The following is a 23,950-nucleotide window of genomic DNA, read 5'->3' as shown; positions in this document are numbered from 1 at the left end:
TCACCCCGCCATGATCTTGGCTTCGAGGTGCGGCTCGTGCAGCACGCTCGGGTGGTCGGCCAGACCGATGACACGCTGGTACGCCCGCGACACGTCGCCGTCGCGGCTGGCCGCGTCCTGGACTTGGGCGATGAATGCGTGTGCCGCCAGGATCTCCGGGGTCCGCTCGCCCTGGACCTCGGGGAAGCTCAGGTCGGCGCCGACCGCCATATCCCAGCATCCGTCGATGGCCTCGGCGGCGAGGTCACGGAAGTAGGCCAGCGGATCGATCTCGCCCCCGGCCTGCACGTGCTTGCGCAGCACCATGGAGCCCATTGCCGCGACGGTCATGCCTTGCGCGTAGCTGGGATTGAAGCTTGCCACCGCGTCGCCGATGACCAGGAATCCGGCCGGGAAGGCGGTCATGCGCTGGTAGTGCCTGCGCAGGTTGGTGGGGAACTTGTAGGCCACCGGGTCGTTCAGCGGTTCGGCGTGCTGCAGCGTTTCGTAGATGTCCGGCGCGGCAAGGGTTTTGATGAAAGCGAGGTACCCCTCCGGGTCGGTGGGCGGGTGGTCGCCGAGGATGCCGTAGGCCGTCACGATGGCGCGGTTGCCGTCGATCTTCTGGCAGATGCATCCGCGCGGTATGCCCGCCGAGGCCACGGTGTTGATCGAGATGTCGCCGCCGAACGCCTCGTCCGGGATGCGGTAGTACCGCGTGGCGTACCCCATGCCGATCTTGTGCTTCTCTTCTTCGACCCGCCCGTACTCGAGGTCGTCGAGCCACACCGCCGCCCGGGAGCCACGGCCCGAGGCGTCGAGCACGAGGTCGGCGGGCAGCAGGGTCTCGTGCGAGTTCTCCGGGAACACCCAGATACCGGCGATTCGCTTGCCGTTGTCGACCACCTCGAGCCGGCTGATGTCCGCCTGTTCGACCAAGTCCACATTGGGCAGGGCCAGCACGCGCTCGCGAATGTGGGCTTCGAAGAACGGCCGGCTCGCGGTGAGGCAGATCAGACCGGAGTCCACCTGCACCAGGCGTTTGCCGTTGATGATCCAACGCACGTCGCCGGACGCGTCACCGATGGCCGCACCGTCGGCGACCATCTGGTCGGTGACTCCCGGGAAGAGTTCTTCGGCGATCTGCTGGCCGCGGGAGAGCAGGCCGTGCAGGTGGTGCCCCTGCGGCAGGCCACGCCGCAGGAGGTTCGGGCCGGTGAGGTGGTCTCGGTCGACGAGGGTTACCCGCTCGTACCGGTCCGCGAGCACGCGGGTGGCGAACAACCCGGCGAGCCCGCCCCCCAGTACGACAGCGCGGCTCTCTGCGCGGCTGGTCATGGCCTGTCTCCTCTGTTAGTACAGCTCGTGCCAGTGGCTCCTCGCCCATCCGCGACCAGCCACGGGGCGACCGTATCGAGAGCGTCCTCATCGACCGCTCATCGTCGGGACACTGGACTTCATTCGTGCAGGTCGGAGCAGTTTTCCAGCCGCAGCGGGGCGGCGCGTCGCACGATTCGCGCCGCCCCGTGGCGGATGCCGGGAGCGTTCAGACCGATTGGCGGATATCGAGGACGGCCTTGCCACGCACTTTGCGGTGCAACAGCGCCTCGACGGCGCCGCGATAGTCTGCCCAGTCGCCGCGCCAGCCGATCGACAGGTCGAGTTCGTCCCGCTCGGCAAACCGGACGAGCTGCTCGAGGTCGCCGCCCAAGGGAGTGGCGATATTGAAGGTCTCGATGCGCCCCCGGTCGACCCGGATGCGGGCTTCCTCGAAGTCGATGGTGGTCGATTCCCGCGAGGCCTTGCCGACGGCCACCACGGTGCCACCCGGTTCGAGCCGCAGATAGGCGTCGGCCAATTGCTTCCCGCCGACGTTGTCGATCACCCCGAAGGCCCGGCCACGCATCGCTTCGGGCCCGATCACCACTTCGGCGGCTCCGAGTTCGGCGAGACCGACCCCCCGTTCCGAACTGCCCACCGAGGCAATGACCTCCGCACCGGCGTGGTGCGCGAGTTGCACGGCGTACCTGCCGACACCACCGGACGCCCCGGTGATCAGCACACGACGCCCGACGATGGACCCGAGTTGCCGAACCGCCTGCAGCGCGGTGACCCCGGCCACCGGGAGTGCCGCGGTAGCACCCAGATCGAGCCCGCCGGGCACCACGGCGAGTTGCGCGGTGTCGACCGCGCGCCGTTCCGCCCAGGCACCGGACCAGCCGAACGTGACCACCCGGGTGCCCGCGGGTGGTCCGGATCCGTCCGCCGCGGGGGTGACGATGATGCCCGCGGCATCCCAGCCGGGGATGGTCCCGTCGGGTAGATCGGGTACCCGGAAAGCGACCTCCCCGAAATTGAACGAGAACGAAACTACCTCGACGAGCGCTTCGGACGGCCCGGGAACGGGCTCCTGCGCGTCTCCCATCCGCAGCATGTGCGGACTGACCCTGTCGTGTACGAGTGCCTTCATCTCCTGCGTTCCTCCGTAGGCCGGCGCAAGGAGCGCCGGCGGATGTGTGCGGGCGCGCCGAGACCGCCCCGACGTCGCCCGGAGCCCGGGACCGGCATCGGAGCGGTCATCGCGGATATCAGGCCGAAGTGACCTTGTCGAGAGTCGGGTAGTCGGTGTAACCGGTGCGGTCGCCGCCGTAGAAGGTCGCCTGGTCGGCGGTGTTGTACGGCCCGCCCGCCTTGATCCGGGCGTCGAGATCCGGGTTCGCCAGCCACAGGGTGGCGAGCGAGACCGCGTCCGTGACACCGGATTCCAGCGCCTCCTCGGCCGCTTCGACGGTCGCGGGGAAAGCCTCCGGGGTGCGGTGCGGGTTGAGGATGAGCGCACCGGGCCAAGCGGCGCGCAGCTTCGTGGTCAGCTCGCGGTCGCCGCCTTCGACGATGTGCACATAGGCGATGCCCTGTTCGGCCAACTGCGTCAGCAGTTCGACGTACAGCGGCGCCGGGTCGGCCTCTTCGATGTGGTTGAACGGGTTGCCGGGCGAGAGCCGGATGCCGACGCGATCGGCACCGATGGCCTCGGACACCGCGGCCACGACCTCGAGGACGAACCGGATGCGGTTGGCCACCGATCCGCCGTAGGAGTCGGTGCGCAGGTTGGTGTTGTCGGCCAAGAACTGGTGCAGCAGATAGCCGTTCGCGCCGTGCAGCTCGACACCGTCGAACCCGGCCGCGATGGCATTGCGCGCCGCGGCGGTGAAGTCGGCGATCGTGGTGGCGATGTCCTCGGTGGTCATTTCCCGGGGCTCGGGGTGATCGATCATCCCGTCGGGTGTGAACAGCTGCTCGCCGGACACCACGGCGGACGGGGCGACCGGAAGCGCGCCATCCGGGTAGAGGGCGGGGTGCCCGATGCGGCCACAGTGGGTGAGCTGTGCGATGATTCGGCCGCCCGCCTTGTGCACGGCGTCGGTGACCTGGCGCCACGCGTTGGTCTGCTCGGCGTTGTGCAGCCCCGGGGTCAGGAAGTAGCCTTGTCCGATCACGCTGGGCTGGATGCTCTCGCTGATGATCAGGCCCGCGCTCGCCCGCTGGGCGTAGTACTCGGCGGTGAGGTCGGTGACCAGGCCCTGCAGGGTGGCCCGGTTCCGGGTCATCGGAGCCATCACCAGTCGGCTCGGGAGCTGCAATTTGCCGATCGACACCGGCTCGAACAGGGTGCTCACCATGTACTCCTTAGCTTGTCAGAGTCGCGCGCGGTGGCCCGCCGCGAATACTTTATCGAATCAAGCATCATCGTGTCACAGATCGCTTTAGTGGATCAAGTATCTACGGCAAAGTTGGCCTAGAATTCCGATATGGCAGTACCGGCAGGCCCCGTGAGCACATCCACCGACCTCGAGCAGGTGATGTTCGAGTTCGTGGACGCCTACAACCACGCCTTCGAGGACGCGGCCCGCGAACACGCGATGAGCATGGCCCACGCGTGCGTACTCGGCAGGGTCGGCACCCCCAGGGGGATGGGCGAGCTCGCCGAAGAACTCGGCTGCGACGCCTCCAACATCACCCAGATCGTCACCCGCCTGGAGGGCCGCTCGCTGGTGCAGCGCCAAACCAACCCCGAGGACCGCCGCTTCCGGCAAATCCAGCGCACCGCCGAAGGCGACGCCGTCAACGCCGCCTTCGAAGAATCCTTCGACTTCCCCCGCCGCGCCGGCGCCAACCTCACCCCCGACGAACAACACCAACTGACCGAGCTACTCCGCAAAGCCCTCACCGCTCCCGAGTAGCGATATCCACCGGGAACACGAAAACCGTTGCCTACCTGCATAGAGCGAACAGGACCGGTACGCCGCCGCAGCTCGGTAGGTAGAGCGCTTCACTCGGAAACCAGTGCGGCCCAGAGGTATTCGATCGATTCCGCGACCAAGCCTGCCACGTCCGGATGGCCGTCGAACCCGTGTTCCGCGCCGGGAATACTCCGGTAGACCACTTCGGCGCCCGCCTCGGCCAGACGGGTGTAGAGATGCTCGCTCTGGCGCGCTGGCACGACAGTGTCCAGCTCGCCGTGGAGGAGCAGACAGGGCGGAGCGTCCGGACGGACATGCGTGATCGGGCTCGCCTGCGCGCAGCGTTCCAGCATGTCCGATGGCCAGCCGCCCAGCCAGGGCGAGTACGGCAGCTCGCCGCCCGCGCCGTCCATGTCGACGATGTCGGTCACCGGGTACCACGCCACCACCGCCGCGACGTCCTTCCGCGTGAACGCCGCCATCAAGGCCAGATGGCCGCCGGCCGAATCACCCCAAGTCCCCAGGCGCTCCGCATCGAAGCCGTACTCGTCGGCATGCGCCCGCAGAAACTCGATCGCGGCCGCGACGTCCTCGCCCTGGGCGGGCCAGATCGCCTCCTTGCTGAGCCGATAGTCGATCGACGCGCAGGCGATGCCAGCATCGACCAGCCCGGTGAACACCGAGTTGTCCGGAAACGTCCGATGTAGCCACCGCCGATCTCCCGAATAGAAGCTGCCCCCGTGGATCCACACCACGATGGGTGGGCGATCCACGCCTTCGGGCAGATACAGGTCCAGCAGCAGCGGCCGATACCCACGGATGATCGAATATGTGACCTGTTCGTACACCCCCACACGGGCAGGATATACGACCGTTCGAGCAGCAGGGCGCGGAACTCGGGATCGGTGATGAGCTCGCGTTTTTCGGCGATCTACACGGCGGCATCCTCGGGTGAGGACGGAAGGCATCGGCGTGATTGTCTTGGGAGTCTTTCACCTCGTTGCCCTCTCCGTCGACGCGCGTGTCGGGGATGACGAGCTCAGCGAGGAGGAACTGATCGAGCTCAACGAACGGCGCAACCAGTCATGGTTCCAATAGCCAGCACGGCGACACCTACCGCGGAGAAAATGAGCGTACCGGTACCGCGGTTTTGGGGGCATGCAGCCGCACTCGGTCTCGCGTCCAGTCGAGCGGGGCGCAGTGTCGACCGATTCGACGCTTGGGGTCTCCCCCATCCTGCAGACCTACCGGGGCCGACCTGCACCGATACCGCAGGCTGACCAGCTCGGCTGCACTGAAAGTCCAGATCTCGTCGCTGCGGACCGGAGACCGGCAGGCGCGATGGGGCGCAGTGTCATAGCGCGACGGTAAGAGGCACTGACGTGCGTGGGCAGGCGGATGAAACTCAGTTGCTTCGACCGGCGGCTACAGCGGGAGGTAGTGGTCGCGCGAGTTTGCCGACGGTGTGGAGGTGGCCGAGTGCTTGGCGGTAGGAGTCCAGGAGGCTGGTCTGGCTGTAGGGCACCTGGAGCTCGAGGCAGAACTCTTCGACCATCGGCTGGGCTCGGCGCAGGTTGGCCCGCGGCATGGACGGGAACAGGTGGTGCTCGATCTGGTAATTCAGACCGCCCAGGGCTGTGTCGACGAGCCAACTGCCGCGGACGTTCCGAGATGTGAGCACTTGACGGCGTAGGAAGTCTGTCGATTGGCCTTCGGCCAGTACTTCCATCCCCTTGTGGTTGGGGGCGAAGGTGCAGCCCATGTAGAACCCGAACAGGCCCTGCTGCACGACGATGAAGGCCACCGCTTTGCCCGGTGACAGGACCAGGAATACCGCGGCGAGATACCCGGCGGCGTGCGCGGCCAGCAGGACGGCCTCCCAGATGCGGTTCGGTATCGCCCAGCGCAGCACCGCCCGAACACTCGCGTAGTGCAGACTGCCTGCCTCGAGCAACAGCATCGGAAAGAACAGCCAGGCTTGGTAGCGGAAAATCAGCCGCCGGAAACCCTTGCCCGCCCGCGCTCGATCGCCGGAATGGGCCAGCACTCCCATCACGTCGGGGTCCGCACCCTCGGTGTTGGGGTGGGCGTGGTGCCGGTTGTGGTTGCTGACCCACCAGCCGATGCTCAGCCCGATACCGAGATTGCCCGCGATCACACCGAACAGATAGTTGGCCCGCCGACTGCCGAAGATCTGTCTGTGCCCGGCATCATGACCGAGGAAGGCGATCTGAGCGAACACCACCGCCAAGAACACGGCGACGCCCAGTTGCCACCACGAGTCGCCGACGAAGAAGAACGCCGCCCACCCGGCAGCGAACGCAACCGCGGTGACCGCGCTCTTCCAGACGTAATACCGCAACCGTCGATCCAGCAGCCCCGCCTGCCGCACCCGGCGCAGCAAGACCGCGTACTCGCTGCCACGCGCCGGTCCGTCTCCCCCGGTCTGCACGGTCGGCGACGAGGCAAGTTGCCCCGCTCCCGGTGCGCCTGGATCGATGTGCTCCAACGTTACGAGCGCGCTCGTTGTGGCGGCGGATTTCGGCACCACCCGGCCGGTACTTCTTTCGATTACCACGGGTTGCCTACGCATCCTGTTGTCGTTGTCGGTCTCCGGGCTCGAACTGTCGTCCTCCACCCCCGTGCCCCAGCACAGCGGGCTACCGGAAGTCAGCACATGGAGGCTCGCCTACCTCGACAACAGAATGTCGCGATGAGACCACCGCCAGGTTAACCGACGTACCGACCGACGACACATCTGAGTGACGATTGCGCTGCGTCGGCGGTAACCGCCAGGCCGAGCTTTCGCGGAAAGGTACGAGGGTGCGCCGCCGCCGGACGCGGGCCGTCACCCCGTCCGACGGCGGCGGCTTCATGAGGCGACGCGGGACACCATGGTGAGGGTGCCGATGAGGGCGGTGTCGTGGTCCGCGGCGCGGTGTCGGATTCGAGCGTGGTCATCGTCCCTCCCTCGGCCGGGGCACGAACCGGGCGCAGTCGGCGGGCAGCCGCACGCCCGCGGTGCGCAGCTGGGCGACCCGGGTCAGGTATGCCGCGCCCAGCATCATCTGGTCGGCGATATCGGCGACATGCCGGTTGCGCAGCGCCGCCAGATAGGTTCCCGCCACCCAGTTGTTGAACCCGCCCATCGCGGGTCCGCACCAGATCTGATAGTCGGCCACGCGATCGGACTCGCCGCGGATGCTCCACCCCGACGACAAGCCCAGATACCACCGGAACACCAGCGCCATCTTGCGTTTCGGGTCCGCCTCCGCGCCGGCCAGCTGGGCCGGATCGCGTTCGGTGAAATACGTGACGCAGTCCGCCCACACGGCCTCGAGCGGTCGCCGGAACAGCGTGGCCTCGAGATCGCGGCGCAGGTCGGCCGGGAGGTCGTCGGTGCCGTCGTAGGCGCGATAGGTGTCATACAGCCGCTGGGCGCGGGTGGCGAACATGGTGCCTCTGCGCAGCACCTGCACCTGGACGCCGAGCTCGAACATGTCCGAGGACGGCGACATGACGCAGTCGGCGAAATCCGCTTGGGTGAGGAGCTGTTTGGTGGTGTCGCACTGGGCCGCCTCCCGGGTCGCCTGGTTCACCGAACCGGTCACCACATAGGCGGCGCCCATGGCGAAGGCCGCGGCCGCGGCGGCGGGGGTTCCGATGCCGCCCGCAGCGCCGACGCGGACCGCCGCGGCGGCGGGCACGGTGCGGGCGAGGCGGTCCCTGGCCGCGATCAGCTCCGGCAGCAACACCACCAGCGGCCTACGATCGGTGTGCCCACCGGAGTCGGCCTCGGCGGTGATGTCGTCGGCCATCGGAACCTGTTCGGCGAGACGGGCCTGCTCCGGCGTCATATCACCGGACTCGACCAGTCCGCGCAGCAACCGCGCGGGAGCCGGACGCAGGAACAGCTCGGCCACTTCGACCCGGGACACTTTCGCGATGAGGCGATTTCGCACCTCGATGCGACCCTGACGGTCCACGGCCAGTCCCGCGGCCCGGTACCGCACGACCTCACCGGTGAGATCCATGAACGCCGACGCTTCCACGCAGCGAACCTGGTGGCGCAGGCACGCGTCCACGATCGCGCGTTCCAGGGCCGGTTCGGAGGGGCTGTGGATCAGATTGCACGCGAACGGCCTTCCCGCCAACGAACCGCTCAGGTTGGCCAAGGCCGCGTCCACCGCGGCGGGTGGCACGCCGGCGGCACCGTAGGACGCGAGATATCCCGCCCGAGCCATGGCCGAAACCAATGCGGGCGAGGCGATTCCGTTGGCCATGGCGCCCGCCGCGTAGGCAGCGCGCACACCATGGGCGGCAGCGAAACGCCGGTCGCCCAGCTGTTCGGGCGGCAACGGGGCGACCGCCGCCAGGACATCGGCGCGTGCCGCGATCCGCTCGTCGGATGTCGCGCCGACCCTGCCATCGTGACGCACGATCCAGCACGGCCGCGTCAGGTCCAGCAGGACGGCGGTGATGTCCTCGGCGGTTACCGCGACCATGCTGATGCGAGACGTGGTCATCGCCGTTCCCTCCGCTCGCCGCGTCCGACGGGGAGGTCGAGCAGTTGTTCCGCTGTCCGCTTGTCGGGGGTCACGCCCACCCGGCCGCCGTGACACACGATCCAGCATGGGCGCGTCAGGCCCAGCTGCACGGCCGTATTGTCGTCGGCGGTCTCCACGACCATGCTGATCCGGGACGTGGTCGTCACCGCTCCCGCCGCTCGCCTGGTTCGACCGCGAGGCCCCAACAGTTCGTCGGCGAGCGCCGCAGTCCGCTGGTCGACAGTCACACCCGCGCGGCCTTCGTGACGCACGATCCGGCGTGGGCGCGTCGGGTCCAGCAGCACGGCCGTGACGTCATCGGCAGTCTCCGCAGCCACGCTGATCGGGGTCGTGGTCATCACCGTTCCTTCCGTTCGCCGAGTTCGACCGCGAGATCGATCAGCTCGTAGATGCGCAGTCCCGGCTTCCACAGCGAGCCGTCGGCGATCACGGTGACGCCGTCCGGGCCGCGACGGACTTCCTTGATGTGCGCTTCGAGTTCGACCGTGCCGTCGGTGGGCAGGAATTGCCCGCGGTAGCGCCAGCGGAATGGGATGTCGGAGGGGATGCGGAAGACCGGATCGCCGATCGTGTCGGCGAATCCGGCGTCGATCATCCACTCCTGGATCGCGTGGATCACCGATTCCACTCCGAGGGACCCCGGGATCACCGGGTCCAGGTGGAAATGCCGTGTGAAGTACCAGTCCGACGGGTCGATCTCGCGCAGCGAATGCAGGTATCCGGCTTCGTATCTGCCGCCGCGGTCGACCACGTCGACGCGATCGATCAGCGCCAGCGTTCGCCGCGCACACAGCCTGGCGTTCGGGTCGGCACGCCGGGCGGCGACGTCGATGGTGCGCACCCGCGCGCCGGGATTCTCCGCCAGCCAGCTCGGCGCCGCACGGCCCGCGTCCAAGCCGGTCTGGTTGGCCAGGGCTCGGTCGCTGAAGTAGCCGAACATCGTCTCGCCCGTGTAGAACGGTTCGCCGTCCACGCTGAGCGTGTAGTCGAAGGTCTGCAGCGACGAACCGGGCAGGATGGTGGTCGACAGCAGCCGGGATGACTGGTGAATCGTCTTGTCCCGCAGATCCACCCGCCGCAGCACGGTGGCGCTGCCGCCGAGATTGCGCAGGCTCAGCGTGGTTCCCGGCTGGGTGAGCGTGGGTCCCGCGTAGTAGCCCATCAGCAGCGCCGCCTGCAGCGAGGTCTCCATGTAGACGAAGTGCGGCATGGACTCGTTGGCGGTGTCCGCGTAGTACCAGGAATCGGCGGGCGAGTCGTATTCGGTGCGATAGGACGCCGCATCCAAGTGGCCGCGCCTGCCGTCGAAGTCGAGCACGCGGTCGACCAGCAGCAGTCCGCCGGTCGGCAGCCTGGTCGCCCGCACGCCGGTGTACGGGGCGAATTCCGGCCCCATGGCGATGCCCTGATCGCCCCGGGCGAGGTGCGCCATGTGGAACTCGTTGAGCAACAGGCTTTCCGAGACCTGACCTGGGCCGACACCGCTGCCCTTGCATTCGGTCACCGTGACCGTGACGTCGATCTCGCCCGGGGTGCCCGCCACGATCGCCGTCCCCGTGACATGGGGTCGCGGCACCAGGTCGACGGCTGTCACGGTCAGCGTGATCGTGCCGGATCCGTCCCCATCGACGGCACCGGCACACTCGGCGACGAGCGAGCTACCCGACAGCACCAACGGCATGCCGAGGTACAAGGCGAACACCTCCGCGGCCTGAGCCGCTGCGGCGCTCGGGTCACCCTGGAACAGTGCCGTGACGCTGCCCTTGCCCGACTCGCCGTACAGCGCGATCTCGGTGACCTCGGTCAGAGCGAGCGGCGCCGACGCGGCGAGCCGGGCCACCGTGTCGACTCCGGGACGCCGGTACGCGGTTCCAAAGACGCCGGTCAGGTCGCCTTCGGTGAGGCGGGCCAGCGCGGCTCGATCCAGACGCGTGCGATCGGTGCGGGCCAACGGCTTGAAGGCCGACTCCGCGGCGGCCACCCCCACGGGTGCCGGCCGGTCGCCACTCGGAGCGAGGGCATCGCCATCGCCCGTCCGCGGCTTGAACGCCGATTCCGCGGCGGCCACCTCGAGAGGTGGTCGCGTGTCGCCGCTCGCAGAAAAGGCATCGTCATCGCTCTGCTGTGCGTGGTGGTACTGCCGCAGGTACTGGCCGTCGTGATCGCGACCGTGCTGCGGCCGCGGGTGTGCTGGCTCGTCGTGGACGGCAGGGTGGCCGGTGCCGCTGGCGGGCGAATCGAGCCCGGCGACGCGTGCGGGCTCGGTCGCGTTCGGTTCGACTGCCGCCGTCGTCCGGCGTGTGGCCCGCTGCCACACCGCCCGCTGCATCGCCAGTTGCGCGCTCAGTGCCGCCCGGTGCGCCGCCACGACACCGGAGCGGATCTCGGCGAGCGGACCCGCCGACCGATCGGACACGGCAAACGAGTCGGAGGCCTCTGCGCGCACCGGAGACGCAAGTGCGGTGCTCTCGACCTCCGGGTATGCGAGATCTGCTGTTGCACGGCGCGTTCCGGAAACGGCCGACCGATGGCCGCCGACGGGTTCCCGAGACGCACCGTCGCCGCCGGAACCCGCTCGGCGTGACGGCTGCCGGTCGACGCTCTCCTGCACCGCCTCGGTGTATGCGCCTGTCGCACTGTCAGATCCGAAATCCGACCAATGGTCGTCGCCAACCGATCCCAGAGACGAACCGTCGGCCCCCGCTCGACGCGGCGGCAGACCCTCGCCGCTTCCTTGCCCCACCGCTGGCGCGGCCGGTGCGTTTACCGGATCGAACGGAACACCGTCGAACTCCAGCGTCGTCATGCCATCCACCGCCTCACCGAGGTCTGGAACTTTTCCGTCAGATCAGGTGTCGTCACCACGGTGACGTCGGAGAACCGTTGCAGCACCGTGCCGTCCACCGTCGTGGCGGTGGCGTCGATCCTGGCGTCGAAACGACCGGGCCGCGGGTTGTCCACGGTGAGCAGGAAAGGCTCGTCCATGGGCAGCGGCCGGTAGTAGTCGACCTGTCCGACGCCGAGGGGCAGGCAGGCGCTACCGAGCAGCCGGTAGCCGAGCACCGGCGGTCCCTGCAGGATCAGGTCGGCCAGGACCGGATCGTGCAACCGTCCCGCGTACGCGCCGCCCGCCACTGTGGCGGCGGGGAGTTCGCAGTCGAAGACGATCGCGTCGTCGGTGACGGCCCGAATCCGGCGCAGCCCTTGCAGGGCGGGCGCGTGGAACTGGATGGCGTCGCAGTAGATATCCGTGTCATCGGGTGAGCCGGCGGGAATCGGCTGGTGCGGCGGCCGGTCCGCCGCATCGGCGAGCAGGAGCGTCGCGCGGAAGTGGACCGCATCGGCCCCGCGCACCACCGCATGGACTGCCATCGCCTCCCTCCGCGACGATCCGAGCTCGAGTTCGCCGACCGACCGGTGAACCGCGTTGTTCCCGCGCAGCGCCGCGGTCGCCACCTCCCCCGGGACCAGTTCGAGCTCGAGCTCATCGACCGGATGGTCGAACACGATCCCCTTCAGCACCTGGAAATCCCGGACGCCGACCACCGTCCATCCCGGCAGGGCGCGTTCGGCGACGTTGACCATGGCGCCGAGACCGAAGGTGGCGGGCAGGACGACGTGCTCGCCGATCCGGTGCGCAGCGATGATCGGATCCTCGGTGATCCCGGTGATCGTTCGCCGGGCCCGCACGGTCGCCGTACCGATGCCCGCGGTGCCCGACAGCGACTTCGCAGGTCCGATCAGCACGATCGTGTCGTCGGCGCGGGCGGTGGTGAATTGCTCCGTGAACGCCGCCGCACCGACCTGCGGGTCGAGCAGCTCCACGCCGCGGGCGCGGAAGTGTTCCCGGAGCGCGGGAGTCACCATGCCGCCGTCCCACGCACCCCAGTCGATCGCGGTGACATGGCACTGCGGGTGGTGGCGCCGCCAGCTCACCGCGAATCGCGAGAGCGCTTCGTTCGCGGCCGCGTAGTCGGCCTGACCGGCATTGCCGAACAGCCCGGCCACCGAGGTGAACAGCACCAGATGCCGTAGATCACCGACCGCGCCGAGCACCGCGGCGAGTCCGCCGATCTTGGGATCGAGCACCCGGGCGACGGATTCCGCGGTCTTGTCCGTGATCATGGAGTCGGCCAGCACCCCGGCCCCGTGCACGACGCCGGTGATCGTGTCCCGCCACGGGGCGATGGCCGCTGCGACTGCCTTCTCATCGGTTGCGTCGACGGTGAGATAAGCGGCACGCGACCCGAGGGCCGCCAGCGTCTGCTGGATCTCGCGCGTGGCGCGGACACCGGACACGGCACGCTCGACGTCGCGTGGTGTCGCGCCGGTACCGGCCAGCGCGCGCACCGCGGCGGGCTTGAGCTCCGCGTCGGGAACTCCAGCCGCCCAGTCGGGTTCGGTGCCGAGTTCGGATCGGCCGAGGAGCACGAAACGTGCCTCGCTCCGCGCGGCGAGCGCCAGGACGCAGGTGGCGGTGACACCGCGCGCGCCGCCGGTGACCAGCAGTACGTCGTCGGCGGTGAGCACCGTCGGCTCCTGCTCGGTGCCGGGACGCACCACCGTGACCGAGCGCGCGGACCCATACCGGCTGGGTACCGGTGTGCTGCGCGTACCCGCCGCGTCGATGCCGACCTCGAGGGTGTCACGGGCCGGGTCGAACAGCTCGGCCGTCACCAACTCGGCCAGCCGCCGCGCGGTGCACGCCGGGTCGATGTCCAGCGCCCGGCAGTAGAGCTCGGCCTCTTCGGCCGCAAGCGTTTTCACCACGCCCCCGACGCCGCCGAGCAAGGTGTGCACCGGCTCGGCGCCGCCCAGCAGGCCGAGTCCGCCGTCGAGTCGCGTCACCGTCACGAACGCCGCCGGACCCGGCGCGCGGCGCAGCAGCGGCACAGCGCGACCGGCCAGGAGGATGCAGTCGGTCAGATACCGCCTAGCCGCCACCCAGTCGGCGGACCCGCCGACCAAGACGACGCACACGTCGACCGGTTCGCCTTCGGCGTCGAAGTCGTCGACCGAATTCGCGTGGCGTACCGTCCAGCCGAGTCCTCCCAGCGCCGACTCGAGCGCGGCCCGGTCGGCATCCAGTTCCCCGGTCAGGTCGACGAGTACGGCTCGCGCCCCTGCGCGGTACGGCGCGACCGCCCGATCCAGCGCGGGCAGGGCGACCAGTTCGACGGCATGCCGCGGCGCACCCGCCGCGGCCTCAGCTTTTGGGTGGACATCACCCCCGGCGAGTTCCACCACGATCTGATCCAGCGTGCGTAGCGTGCCCAGTTGCTCCGGACCCAGGCTGGGTAGCTGCGGAAAGCGCTCCTGGAGTGCGCCGATCACCTGCACCCGCTTGATCGAATCCACACCGAGATCGGCCTCCAGATCCATCGACGGATCCACCATTTCGACGGGGTAGCCGGTCTTCTCCGCGACGACCGCGAGCAGCGCTCGCCGCAACGCCTCCCCGGAGACCTCGGCTGCGGCAGGATCGTCGGCCGCGGGATCGGGAGTGGCCGTGGGCGCGCCGTCGCCGAGCAGGTCGATGATCTGATCGAGCGTCCGCACCGTGCCCAACTGCTCCGGACCCAGGCTCGGCAGGTGCGGAAACCGTTCCTGCACAGCGCCGATCACCTGCACCCGCTTGATCGAATCCACACCCAGGTCGGCCTCCAGATCCATCGACGGATCGACCATCTCGACCGGATAGCCCGTCTTCTCCGCGACCACCTCCCGCAATGCCCGCCGCAACGCGTCACTCGACAAGTGACCGTCGGCGGCAGCTGAGCTTGCCTGGGCAGCCTTCGACGCGGCAGCCGTTTCGCCGGACGAGCCACCAGTCGGCGCACCACCGGTGGCGCCGAGCAGATCGGCGATCTGATCCAGCGTCCGCAGGGTGCCCAGCTGCTCCGGGCCGAGGTTCGGCAGGTGCGGGAACCGTTCTTGCAGCGCGCCGATGACCTGCACCCGCTTGATCGAGTCGACGCCCAGGTCGGCTTCCAGATCCATCGACGGATCGACCATCTCGACCGGATAGCCCGTCTTCTCCGCGACGACCTCGAGCAGCACCTGCCGCACCGCCTCGCCCGACACCTGGCCGACGGACGCTTCGACGGAGCCGCCGATGACGTGTCCGTTTGTGGTGGCTTCCGGAATCGACGGCGCCGCAGGGGTTTCCGGCGCAGGCGCGGCACGGTGGTCATCGACGACCATGGCGGTGGCGAGCGGGCGGCGCACCGGTGCGGGTTCGATCGCCGCGCGCGGCGCCGGTACGGCCGGACGGGCGACCTGCGTCGAGACACGCGGTACCGGCGCGAACCCGCTCTCCAGCTCCACCAGTTGGGCGAGCACTTCGCTTGCTCGCGCATGGCTCTGGCTGATCGCGACGCCGTGCTCCTTGACCGCCTCGATGGCACGCACCGTGGCGGCGTCGAGCCTGCCGTCGCCGAGCGCGCCGGCCAGGCCGCGGGCCATGTCCAGCTGGCCGTCCAAGAACTGGCGGTGGGTGTGCAGATGCTGCACGAGCGCGCTCTCCAGCGCGTCCGAACCGGCGTCGCCGGGCTGCGGTGTGGGATACACGGGGGTCTCCGATGCTGCGGTGAAAGCGGTGGGCCCGACCGGGTTCTCGGCGGCGGGCTGGCGATCGACCACGCTGTCGACCGGAGCGGCGGAAGCCGCGAGGACGCTGAGCCGGTATTCGTCGTCGAGCGCGGCCGCGTAGGCGGCGCGACGGGTGTCGGGCACGTATTCGGGGGCCGACAGCGTCACCGTCATCGCGCGGCCGGAGACCTCGGCCTCCGGCGCGGGGGCGGCGTGGCGGTTGATGCCGTGCAGGCCGAAGCCGAGCACGGCCAGGCGCACCGCCGCGCGGGTCACGGCGAGATCGCTGTCGCCGATCGGGCCGGAATCGGTGGCGATGACGACGACGTCGTCGCCGAGGGTGCGCCGCACCAGCGAGGTCAGCACCTGCTTCGGCCCGAACTCCACGAACACGGTGCAGCCCGCGTCGCGCATCGCGGTGAGCGCGGCGACGAATTCGACCGGTTTGCCGAGCTGTTCGGTCAGCACGGCCCGGTTGGCCGCGACATCGCCGCTGTAGCGCGCGCCGGGCGTATTGGCGAAGACCGGCGCGTCCGGCGCACCGATGTGCACCTCGGCGACCGCGGGCGCGAACGCCGCGGTGGCGTGGGCGACATAGGGCGTGTGGAATGCCCCGGAGACCGGCAGCGCGCGAGTGGCCACCCCACGCTCCTCGCAGCGGGCGACGACGGCGGCGATCCCCTCCGGTCCACCGCCGACGACGATCTGGTCGGGCGCGTTGTGATTGCAGATCCACACGTCGTCGACGCCGTCGAGCAGTTCCTCCGCGGTCTGCCTGGAGGCGCCGAGCGCCACCATGGTGCCCGCCTCGACCCCCTCCTCCGGCGTCATGGCCACACCCCGCGCCCGGGCCAGCGCGTAGAAGTCCGCGGTGGCCAGCGCGCCGGAAGCCCACAGCGCGGTCAGCTCACCGAAGCTGTGCCCGAGATAGCCGTCGGCGCGGAAGCCGTATTCCGACAACGCCGTGAACTGCCCCGCCGACAGCGCGCCGATCGCGGGCTGGGCGAATTCGGTGCGGCGCAGCGTCTCTTCCTGTTCCGCCGCCACGGCGTCGTCGAAGGCGGGCGGCGGGAAGACCACCGACGACAGCCGCACGGATGCGCCGGCGAAGGCATCATTGGCCGCGTCGAACGCCGCACCGACGGCCGGATTGTTCAGCGCCGCCTCCAGACCCATGTCGACGTACTGGCTGCCCTGCCCGGCGAACAGCGCGCCGACCTTGCGATCAGGGAGAGCGGCCGCGCGGAAGTACACGCCTTCGGGGTGATCCCAGGCCGTCGCCTCGGGGTTGCGGACGAGTTCATCCACCGCGAGCGATCGCAGGTGCGCGGCGTTCTCCTCGTCGACCGACACGAATCCGATGCGCGCGTGCTGCTCCGGGATGTCGCCGCCGTCGCTGGGCGCCACACTGCGCACCGCGTCGATCAGACCCGCGACGTCCGGGGCGTGCCACAGGTGCGCGCGTGCCGTCCGGTGCAGCACCGGATGTGCGCCCCGATCGGCGTCCGCCTCCTCGAGCACGACGTGAAAGTTGGTGCCGCCGAAGCCGAATGCCGAGGCCGCGGCCCGGCGCACCGGGCGCTGCGGGTCGCGGATCCAGGGCCGGGTCCGCGTGTTCACGTAGTACGGCGCGTCCGCGGCGGCGATCTCGGCGTTGGGCGCGGTCACGTTGATGGTGCCGGGCAGCACCTTCTGGTGCAGCGCCAGCGCCAGTTTCATCAGGCTCGCGGTGCCCGCGGCGCCCTTGGTGTGCCCGATCTGCGACTTCACGCTGCCCAGCGCGGCGAACGTGGTCTCCGAGGTCGCGTCGGTGAGCAGTTCCTTGAGCGCGGTGAGCTCGGTCTTGTCGCCGACGGGTGTGCCGGTGGCGTGCGCCTCGATGAGCGCGACGTCGGCGGGCGAGATCTCGGCGTCGGCGTAGGCCCGGTCCAGCGCGACGCGCTGCCCGCCCGCGCGCGGGGCGTAGATGCTCTTGGCGCGACCGTCGCTGGAAGAACCCAGGCCGCGGATGACGGCGTAGATCCGGTTGCCGTCGCGGCGTGCGTCTTCCAGCCTGCGCAGCGCGAGCATGGTGATGCCCTCGCCGAGCAGCGTGCCGTTGGCTTCCGCGGAGAACGGGCTGATCCGCCCGCTCGAGGACAGCGCGCCGACCTTGCTGAAGCACATATAGATGAAGATGGTGTTCTCGGTGTCCACACCGCCGGTGATCATCATGTCCGCCCGGCCGTCCTGGAGTTCGGCGATGGCGGTGCGCAGCGCGGCCAGCGATGCCGCGCAGGCCGCGTCGACGGTGCAGTTGATGCCGCCGAGGCCGAGACGGTTGGCCACCCGGCCCGCGGTGATGTTGGCCAGCAGCCCCGGGAACGAGTTGGCCTCCCACGGCGCGAACGCCGCGACGAACCGGTCGGCGATGGCGTCGGCGTCGGTGTCGGACAGACCCACGGAGCGCGCCGCCTCTTTCAGCACCGGCGTGGACAGCCGCGCCGCCAGGGGATGCATGAGCGGCACCGGGCCGGTGGTGCCGAGCACGACACCGGTGCGACTCGCGTCGTACCAGGCGGAATCCACCGCGCCCGCGTCGCGCAGCAGATCACGCGCGACGCCGAGGCTGAGCGTCTGCATGGTGCTGGTGACCTCGAGCTGATTGGGCGGCAGCCCGAATTCCAGCGGGTCGAACTCGATGTCGGGCAGAAACGCGCCCCGGCGCGAGTAGGTCTTGTCCGGCGCCGCGGGGTCCGGGTCGAAGTAGTCGTCGATGCTCCAGCGCGACGCGGGGACCTCGGTGGTGCAGTCCACGCCGTCGACGATGTTCTGCCAGTACTCTCGATGGTTGTGCGCGTTGGGCAGCAGCCCGGACATCCCGACGATGGCGATCGGGTTGCGCGCCAGGCGTCTGTCGTCTGTCACGAAATTTCCTCTCGAACCGGGGTGGAAGATCAAGCGGCGACGGTGGTCGCCGTGCTCGACGCGATCAGCTCGGCCACACCCGCCGCGAACATGCGGTGGCCGAGCGAGCTCGGGTGCAGGCCGTCGGCGGTCCACACCTCCGGCCGTTCCCATTCGGGCTGGGCGGCGATATCGAGCAGCAGCGTGCCGGTGTCGGCGACGACGTCGGCGAGCACCGCGTTGGCGAAGGCGAACCGTTCGCGCAGCAGTGCGCGGAAACCGTCCGGCACCGGCAGGCGGGCCGGTATGTCGGGGTAGCTGGCGGTGAAGACCGTCGCTCCGCCCGCGCCCAGCGCGCCGAACAGTTCGGCGACATTGCGCGCGAACCGATCCGCGTCGAATTCGCTCACCAGGTCGTTCACCCCGACCACCACGCCGTAGAGGCTGGACCTGACCGAAACTGCCTCGCCCAGTTGGCTTTTCAGCACGGCGGAGGTCGTGGCGCCGTGCTCGCCGAAGTTGCGCACCGCCGCGGGACGCAGGCCGAGCTGGCCGCCGAGACGCGGCACCCAGCCGCGGTAGCCGCCGCCGGGCGCGGCGTCGCCGCGCCCTTCGACGAAGCTGTCACCCAGCGCGGTCAAGACAGGGGCACTCATGCGGTGACTCCGTGCTTCGTGACGTGCCGGGCCGCCGTGGGGAAGTTCACCTTCTCGTACAGCGCGGCCAGCTCCTCCTCGCCGAAGTACTTGTCCGGCGAGTAGATTCCGGCGATCAGCCCGAAGAAGTGCTTGGTGTAGTCGGCGTCCATCGAGGTCGCGCGGAACACCGAGTCGTAGTACGGGGTCAGCGAGAGCTCCGAAATGCTCTGGGTCAGTTCGTAAGTGCTCGCGCTCTGCGCGTCGCGCTCGCGCTGGTACTCGGCCATCGCCTCGTCCATCGGGCGGGCGCCGGACAAACCTTCATCCACGAGATCAGCCAGCAACTGGGCGTACTTGAACGCGTCGGTGATACCCCAGCCGGTGAACGGGTCCTTGTGGTAGGCGGCGTCGCCGACCAGCGCCCAGCCGGGACCGTAGGACTGGCGGCGGTAGTTGTCCGGGTACAGCATCGGGCGGAACTGCTCCACCCGCTTGCCGGTCTCGCGCAGGCGCGCGCCGATTTCCGGGTCGATCTGCTCGACGATCTCCTGCACGCCGGCGTCCGGGTCGGCGCGGAACTCGCGGAACCGGTCCCGCTTGCGCATGACCGCGACCAGCGCGAGCCCGTCGTTGGTCGGCCAGGAGGCGAACTGCTGCTCCCCGAAACCGGTGCGGTGGTGCATGCCCCAGTCCACGCCCTCGTAGTAGGAGTAGTAGACGAAGCACGCCGCGGGCGAGCCCTCGTACTCCTGCGCGCCGACCGCCTTGGCCACCGTCGAGTTCGAGCCGTCGGCGCCGACCACCAGCTTCGCGCGGAACTCCTGCTCGGCGCCCTCGCCGACCTTGCCCCGGATGCCCACCACACGGTCGCCGTCGAACACCAGCTCGGAGACCGTGAATCCCTGGATGACCTCGACACCGGCGTTGCCCGCGGCCTCGACCAGGATCTTGTCCAGCACCGTGCGGCGCGGGCAGTAGACGGTGTCGATGCCGTCGGCGGACGGATCGGCCATGCCGTTGATGACGATGTCGGTGTAGGAGAAGTTCAGGTGCCGGATCGGCGGGCACCCGGAGGCGACGACCTCGTCCAGCAGGCCCCAGGACTTCAGGAAGCCGAGCCCGGCCTGGTGGATGTAGTGGGTCGACGGGGTGTCGCTGGGGAAGCTCGCGCGGTCGACGGCGAGTACCTGGTAACCCTTCCTGGCGAGCAGCATGGCCAGGGGGGAGCCCGCCACCCGGGTTCCGACAACGATGACGTCGTACATTGTTCGCATCACTTTCCGGTAGTCGAATTCCGATTTCGAGTCTGTGGCCGCCGAGCGCGGACAACCACCGCGGCGGGCCGTCATTCATCGGCCGATCGGCCGCGGCTATCGTGCGGGTCGCGGCGCCGAATACAGCAGTTCGATATCCGCCGCATATGCCTCGGCGATCGCGGCGCGGCGCAGTTTTCGTGACGAAGTCGACAATCCTTCTTCGACCGTGAAATCACCGTCCACGATCCGGAATGCTCGAATCGATTCCGCGCGGGAGACCAGAGAATTCGCATCGTCGATGGCGGATCGGACGGCGGCGGTGAGATCACCGTCCGGCTCGGCGGCACGCCAGCGCTCCAGCTGTACCGGGTCGAGGGTGACCAGGGCGGCGACGAAATCGCGGCCGTCGCCGAGCACCATGCAGTTGGACACCAAGGGATGCAGCCGGATGCGATCCTCCAGCGGTGTCGGCGCGACGTTCTTGCCGCCGGAAGTCACCAGGATCTCCTTCTTGCGTCCGGTGATCCGCAGGAAGCCGTCGTCGTCGAGTTCCCCGATGTCGCCGGTGTGCAGCCAGCCTTCCGCGTCAACCGGCGACTGGTCGGCGGCCGCGCCCCAGTAACCCGGCGACACGTGCGGACCACCGACCAGCACCTCGCCGTCTTCGTCGGCGATGGCCACCGACGTGCCCGGGATCGGCTTGCCGACCGTGCCGAGCCGGTTGGTCTCCGGCGCGCTGACCGTCACGGCGGTGGCGGCTTCGGTGAGCCCGTAGCAGTTCAGCAGCACCACACCGAAAGCCGCGTAGAACCCGACGGTCGAGTCGTCCAGCGAGGCGCCGCCGGAGATGACGTACCTGAGCTCGCCGCCGAGCGCGGACGCCACCGGGTGCGTCACGGGGTCCGGTGTCTTCCGCGCGCGCATCAGGTCGAGACCGCGCTCGACCGCTTCCCGCTCCTCGGCCTCGCTGAGCAGGGTGCGGCAATACTTGCGAATCTTCTCCAGACCGTAGGGAATCATGGCCAGGAAGGTCGGCTTCAGCGTCGGCAGCACGGGCACCAGGTCCGGTATGCCGGGCAGCAGGTGGGTGCGGCTGCCGCCGAACAGGCAGGCGAACAGGATCGTCTGGCCGAACACGTGCGACAGCGGCAGCGCCAGCACGGTGGTGCCGTCGAATACGTCGCCGGTCTGGCGCACCGTGTTGGCCGAGGACACGAACATGTTGCGGTGGGTGATCAGGCAACCTTTGGACACGCCCGTGGTGCCGCTGGTGTACACGATCATCGCCAGGTCGTTCGCCTGAACGGCGGCGATGCGGGCGTCCAGTGCCGGATCGACCTCTCCCGCAGACCATTCCGCGATCTGCTCGAAGGTCCAGACCTCCCCCGAACAGCGCGCCGCGGTCGCACCCGCCGCGCGCAGCCGTTCGGCGTCTTCGGTGCTCTCGGCGGCGAAGTACGTGCTGCCGCTGTCGCGCAGGATGTGCTCGATCTGACTGTGCGAGGAGGTGGGGTACACCGGCACCACCACCGCGCCCAGGGCCAGCAGCGCGCAATCCAGCAGCGCCCAGGCGAGGTTCGTGCGGCCGAGCACGGCGACCCGATCGCCCGCCGCGACGCCGCGCGCGGCCAGCGCCGAGGCGAGCGCCCTGGCTCGGCGATCGACCTCGGCAGTGGTGAGTTGCGTTCCGTCGGCATCGCACAGCGAAAGCCGATCCGGGTGGTCGGCGGCGGCGCCGGAAATCACCGAGTACAAACTCGCGGTGTCCGAAAGATCGTATCCATTTTCACTGACCGAGACCGCGGTGACAGACACTGTGTTCACAATGTCGAATTCTGCTCGCCGACATCGAATTACAGGTCTGTCGATATCGCGGTTCCTACCGCGCGAATGTCATCGCCTATCGACGTGGTCAGGCCGACACCGCGCGGACAATATCGATATGCGCCGCTTCCGGGGAATCGAGGCAGTCCAAGAAAAAGCGGACGGCCGGATTCGACTCGTCCGCACGCCACACCGCGTACAAATCGAGGGTCGGCACCGGATCGAACAGTTTCACCGCGACCGAAGCGCTCCCCGGTCCGCCCATGCCCATCGAAATCGCGCGCGGCAGCGAGGCGAACCCGACCAGCGGACGAACGGAGACCATGTGCGCGGTCGCACCGGGATCGTCGGCGGTGTGCGTGATCGCGAGCGAGATCCTGGTGTCCGCCGCCGCCCGGAAGATCGAGTCGTACATGGCCGGACACTGCTCGCGGGCGAACAGCACGCAGTCCTGGCCTTCCAGTTCGGCGAACGGGACGCCGGGCCGATCGGCCCATCGGTGCCTGCGCCCGACCACGGCGACCAGCGGCACGCGGTGCAGCAGCCGCCGGTACCGGAAGTCGGTGGTGCTCGGATGGCCGTACACCAGAGCCAGATCCAATGACCCGTCGCCGAGCGCGGCCAGCTGCGGGCCGGTGCGCTTCTCCCACAGCGACACCACGATGTCGGGGTGCCGTTCGGTCATCCTGGTGAGCGCCTCCGGCAGCACATGCCTGCTGGCCGGAAGGTTGTAGCCGATATTGAGGGTGCCCGCCCGCCCTTCGGCGGTCGCCTTCGCGGCCTGGGCCGCGCGGTCGAGCTGCGCCACGATGAGCCGGGCCTGACTCTCGAACTCCCGGCCCGCCGGGGTCAGCTTGACCTCGTGCGAGTTGCGTGCGACCAGTTGCACGCCGAGCGATTTCTCCAGCTTCTGCAGCTGGGCACTGAGACTGGGCTGCGTGAGGTGCAAGCGCTGCGCTGCGCGGCCGAAATGCAGCTCTTCGGCGATTGTGATGAACGAAACCAGATGTCGGAACTCCATGCCGCCGGCTCCTTTTCCGCGTACCCAAACGGTAGCGGCACTAGGTAACCGAGGATGAACCACGCCCGGACAAACAGTGCTGGGACCGTAGCGGATGGGTGAACCGGACCCGAGAAGGAGAGCGGTGTGCTATTCGCGCCCGTGACCATCCAGGATGCCCGAAACCATGCCGCGGAGCAAGTTCAGCCTTACGCTGCCACTGCTGACACTTCCACCTGCACTTCGCGGGGAATGCCATTGTCGACACCCCCTGATCCTGTGACGCTGACATCGGCCCCGACGCCGGGGTGAGCGGCCGGTTTCCTCATCCCGGCGCGCTTGGTGCGGCCCTCCTCCAGTTACGCAGGTACTGCCGCTGACTGGGTGCAGGAGCCCCCGGCGTCGGGTGCCACACCATGACAGGCAGGGAGGCGCAGGGGATGCATGTGAACGATGGCGGTACCGATAGAGGCAGTTTGTATTCGGCGGGGATCGCCGATCTGGAACGAATCGCTGAGTTTCTACGCGCCGAGTCCGTCGACACCTCGGCAGGGTCTGCAATGGACACGGAGACCGCGCGAGCGATCGGGTTCCGCTGCGATGCGGTCGCGGGCGCCGACACGGCACGAGACGAGGAGGTCATTCGCGCGCTGGCGAATCGCCACGGTTACCTATTGCCGCACATACTCACGATCGAGTCGCAGTTCGATTCAGGTGCGCTGCTCGGGTTGATCGAGCGTGTGCACGTCACGCGGGCCGGTGCGGTGATCGTTCCGGGAATGGCGCATCTGGGCGGAGCGGCCCCGGCCGCACTCACCCAGACGTGCAGCGTGATCATGCCCGGACATGTCATACTCGGCCGCAGCCTATACCCCACCGCGCCACAGCCTTCGGGGGTGGACCGATCGGAGGGATGCCTCGGGTGAGTGCGCCCGGAATCGGACTGCGCCCCTGAGATCCCGTTACT

16 protein-coding genes are annotated in these 23,950 nt (G+C 69.0%); 3 read left to right on the top strand and 13 right to left on the bottom strand.

Annotated features, from left to right (window positions below):
* From ACWPXK_RS20510 to ACWPXK_RS20500, 3 genes are all read right to left on the bottom strand, one after another.
* Nucleotides 1–1,317, bottom strand: coding sequence for an FAD-dependent oxidoreductase (locus ACWPXK_RS20510; RefSeq protein ID WP_454197768.1), 1,317 nt, complete (start codon nucleotides 1,315–1,317; stop codon nucleotides 1–3).
* 208 nt (nucleotides 1,318–1,525) lie between these two features.
* Nucleotides 1,526–2,449, bottom strand: coding sequence for a zinc-binding dehydrogenase (locus ACWPXK_RS20505; protein ID WP_454197767.1), 924 nt, complete (start codon nucleotides 2,447–2,449; stop codon nucleotides 1,526–1,528).
* Between the two features lie 118 nt (nucleotides 2,450–2,567).
* Complete coding sequence (locus ACWPXK_RS20500) at nucleotides 2,568–3,656, bottom strand: alkene reductase (protein WP_454197766.1); 1,089 nt, start codon at nucleotides 3,654–3,656, stop codon at nucleotides 2,568–2,570.
* A gap of 132 nt (nucleotides 3,657–3,788) precedes the next feature.
* Between ACWPXK_RS20500 and ACWPXK_RS20495 the strand changes: the two genes are divergently transcribed.
* A complete protein-coding gene (locus ACWPXK_RS20495; RefSeq protein WP_454197765.1) occupies nucleotides 3,789–4,220 on the top strand; it encodes a MarR family winged helix-turn-helix transcriptional regulator in 432 nt (143 codons plus the stop codon).
* Nucleotides 4,221–4,309: 89 nt separating this feature from the next.
* Here ACWPXK_RS20495 and ACWPXK_RS20490 read toward each other — a convergent pair whose 3' ends face one another.
* A complete protein-coding gene (locus ACWPXK_RS20490) occupies nucleotides 4,310–5,074 on the bottom strand; it encodes an alpha/beta hydrolase fold domain-containing protein (RefSeq protein ID WP_454197764.1) in 765 nt (254 codons plus the stop codon).
* 118 nt (nucleotides 5,075–5,192) lie between these two features.
* On the opposite strand from ACWPXK_RS20490, the gene ACWPXK_RS20485 reads away from it, so the two are divergent.
* Nucleotides 5,193–5,318, top strand: a complete 126-nt coding sequence (locus ACWPXK_RS20485) for a hypothetical protein (protein ID WP_454197763.1) — start codon at nucleotides 5,193–5,195, stop codon at nucleotides 5,316–5,318.
* A 307-nt stretch (nucleotides 5,319–5,625) separates the two neighbouring features.
* Here the strand turns inward: ACWPXK_RS20485 and ACWPXK_RS20480 are convergent, their stop codons facing one another.
* The 9 genes from ACWPXK_RS20480 to ACWPXK_RS20440 form a co-directional block, all read right to left on the bottom strand.
* Nucleotides 5,626–6,813 carry a fatty acid desaturase family protein gene (locus ACWPXK_RS20480; protein WP_454197762.1) on the bottom strand — a complete coding sequence of 396 codons (1,188 nt, stop codon included), beginning with the start codon at nucleotides 6,811–6,813 and terminating at the stop codon, nucleotides 5,626–5,628.
* Between the two features lie 364 nt (nucleotides 6,814–7,177).
* Complete coding sequence (locus tag ACWPXK_RS20475) at nucleotides 7,178–8,746, bottom strand: PfaD family polyunsaturated fatty acid/polyketide biosynthesis protein (RefSeq protein WP_454197761.1); 1,569 nt, start codon at nucleotides 8,744–8,746, stop codon at nucleotides 7,178–7,180.
* The gene (locus ACWPXK_RS20470) at nucleotides 8,743–9,126 is read right to left on the bottom strand and encodes a hypothetical protein (RefSeq protein WP_454197760.1); all 384 of its coding nucleotides are present in this window, start codon (nucleotides 9,124–9,126) and stop codon (nucleotides 8,743–8,745) included. Before ACWPXK_RS20470 ends, ACWPXK_RS20475 begins: the two co-directional genes overlap by 4 nt.
* Nucleotides 9,126–11,204 carry a beta-hydroxydecanoyl-ACP dehydratase gene (locus ACWPXK_RS20465; protein ID WP_454197759.1) on the bottom strand — a complete coding sequence of 693 codons (2,079 nt, stop codon included), beginning with the start codon at nucleotides 11,202–11,204 and terminating at the stop codon, nucleotides 9,126–9,128. Before ACWPXK_RS20465 ends, ACWPXK_RS20470 begins: the two co-directional genes overlap by 1 nt.
* A gap of 386 nt (nucleotides 11,205–11,590) precedes the next feature.
* Nucleotides 11,591–18,286, bottom strand: a complete 6,696-nt coding sequence (locus tag ACWPXK_RS20460; RefSeq protein WP_454197758.1) for an SDR family NAD(P)-dependent oxidoreductase — start codon at nucleotides 18,284–18,286, stop codon at nucleotides 11,591–11,593.
* A gap of 29 nt (nucleotides 18,287–18,315) precedes the next feature.
* Nucleotides 18,316–18,921 (bottom strand): SGNH/GDSL hydrolase family protein, encoded by a 606-nt coding sequence (locus tag ACWPXK_RS20455; RefSeq protein ID WP_454197757.1) that lies wholly within the window; start codon nucleotides 18,919–18,921, stop codon nucleotides 18,316–18,318.
* Nucleotides 18,918–20,177, bottom strand: a complete 1,260-nt coding sequence (locus ACWPXK_RS20450; RefSeq protein ID WP_454197756.1) for an NAD(P)/FAD-dependent oxidoreductase — start codon at nucleotides 20,175–20,177, stop codon at nucleotides 18,918–18,920. The genes ACWPXK_RS20455 and ACWPXK_RS20450 overlap by 4 nt, the downstream gene beginning before the upstream one ends.
* A gap of 96 nt (nucleotides 20,178–20,273) precedes the next feature.
* Nucleotides 20,274–21,983, bottom strand: a complete 1,710-nt coding sequence (locus tag ACWPXK_RS20445; RefSeq protein ID WP_454197755.1) for an AMP-dependent synthetase/ligase — start codon at nucleotides 21,981–21,983, stop codon at nucleotides 20,274–20,276.
* Nucleotides 21,984–22,071: 88 nt separating this feature from the next.
* Entirely contained in the window at nucleotides 22,072–23,004 is a 933-nt protein-coding gene (locus ACWPXK_RS20440; protein ID WP_454197754.1) for a LysR family transcriptional regulator, read from the bottom strand.
* 539 nt (nucleotides 23,005–23,543) lie between these two features.
* On the opposite strand from ACWPXK_RS20440, the gene ACWPXK_RS20435 reads away from it, so the two are divergent.
* Nucleotides 23,544–23,909, top strand: a complete 366-nt coding sequence (locus tag ACWPXK_RS20435) for a hypothetical protein (RefSeq protein ID WP_454197753.1) — start codon at nucleotides 23,544–23,546, stop codon at nucleotides 23,907–23,909.
* Nucleotides 23,910–23,950: the final 41 nt, after the last annotated feature.

Source organism: Nocardia sp. Marseille-Q1738, assembly GCF_965283145.1.
The sequence above is the reverse complement of the archived record's forward strand: the minus strand, read 5'-3'. Positions and strand labels throughout refer to the sequence as shown.